Genomic DNA, 1920 nt, shown 5'->3' on the forward strand with positions numbered 1-1920 from the left:
CGCCGGCCACGACGTGCCCCTGATCGTCTCGGTGACGGTCGAGACCACCGGCACGATGCTGCTGGGGTCGGAGATCGGCGCGGCGCTGACCGCGCTGGAGCCGCTGGGCATCGACATGATCGGCCTGAACTGCGCGACCGGCCCGGCGGAGATGAGCGAGCACCTGCGCTACCTGGCCCGCCACGCGGGCGTGCCGCTGTCCTGCATGCCGAACGCGGGGCTGCCGGTCCTGACGGCCGACGGCGCGCACTACCCGCTGACGCCCCCGGAGCTGGCCGACGCGCAGGAGACCTTCGTGCGCGACTACGGCCTGTCGCTGGTGGGCGGCTGCTGCGGCACCACCCCGGAGCATCTGCGCCGGCTGGTGGAGCGGGTGCGCGGTGCGGTCCCGCCCGCGCGCGAGCCGCGGCCGGAGCCGGGGGCGGCCTCGCTGTACCAGAGCGTGCCGTTCCGGCAGGACACCTCCTACCTGGCGATCGGTGAGCGCACCAACGCCAACGGGTCGAAGAAGTTCCGCGAGGCGATGCTGGAGGGCCGCTGGGAGGACTGCGTGGAGCTGGCCCGCGAGCAGATCCGCGAGGGCGCGCACCTGCTGGACCTGTGCGTGGACTACGTCGGCCGCGACGGCGTCGCCGACATGGCGGAGCTGGCCGGCCGGCTGGCGACCGCCTCCACGCTGCCGATCGTGCTGGACTCCACCGAGGTGGAGGTGATCCGGGCCGGGCTGGAGCGGCTGGGCGGCCGCGCGGTGATCAACTCGGTGAACTACGAGGACGGCGACGGCCCCGGCTCGCGCTTCGCCCGGGTGACGGAGCTGGCGCGCGAGCACGGGGCGGCGCTGATCGCGCTGACCATCGACGAGGAGGGCCAGGCCCGCACCGCGCAGAAGAAGGTGGAGATCGCCGAGCGGCTGATCGCCGACCTGACCGGTGACTGGGGCATCCGCGAGGAGGACATCCTCATCGACTGCCTGACCTTCACCATCTGCACCGGCCAGGAGGAGTCCCGCCGCGACGGCATCGCCACGATCGAGGCCATCCGGGAGCTGAAGCGGCGCCACCCGGACGTGCAGACCACGCTGGGGCTGTCGAACATCTCCTTCGGCCTGAACCCGGCCGCCCGCATCCTGCTCAACAGCGTCTTCCTGGACGAGTGCGTCAAGGCGGGGCTGGACTCGGCGATCGTGCACGCGTCGAAGATCCTGCCGATCGCCCGGTTCAGCGAGGAGGAAGTCACCACCGCGCTGGACCTGATCTACGACCGGCGCGCGGAGGGCTACGACCCGCTGCAGAGGCTGATGCGGCTGTTCGAGGGCGCCACGGCGAAGTCGCTCAAGGCGGGCAAGGCCGAGGAGCTGGCCGCGCTGCCGCTGGACGAGCGGCTCAAGCGCCGCATCATCGACGGCGAGCGCAACGGCCTGGAGGCCGACCTGGACCAGGCGCTGCGGGAGCGCAAGGCGCTGGACATCGTCAACGACACCCTGCTGGACGGCATGAAGGTGGTCGGCGAGCTGTTCGGCTCCGGGCAGATGCAGCTGCCCTTCGTGCTGCAGTCCGCCGAGGTGATGAAGAGCGCGGTGGCGCACCTGGAGCCGCACATGGACAGGACCGACGAGGCCGGCAAGGGCACCATCGTGCTGGCCACGGTGCGCGGCGACGTGCACGACATCGGCAAGAACCTGGTCGACATCATCCTGTCCAACAACGGCTACACCGTGGTCAACCTGGGCATCAAGCAGCCGGTCTCGGCGATCCTGGAGGCCGCCGCCGAGCACAAGGCCGACGTGATCGGCATGTCCGGGCTGCTGGTGAAGTCCACCGTGATCATGAAGGAGAACCTCGAGGAGCTCAACGCCCGCGGCCTGGCCGCCGACTACCCGGTCATCCTCGGCGGCGCCGCCCTCACCCGCGCCTACGTCGA

1 protein-coding gene is annotated in these 1920 nt (G+C 71.2%); it reads left to right on the plus strand.

Going from position 1 to position 1920, the window contains the following annotated elements; genetic code table 11:
- A partial coding sequence (locus ACZ56B_RS32815) for a dihydropteroate synthase (RefSeq protein ID WP_468798739.1) occupies positions 1-1920 on the plus strand: 1920 nt, incomplete at both ends.

The organism is Streptomyces sp. NPDC034670 (assembly GCF_055574875.1).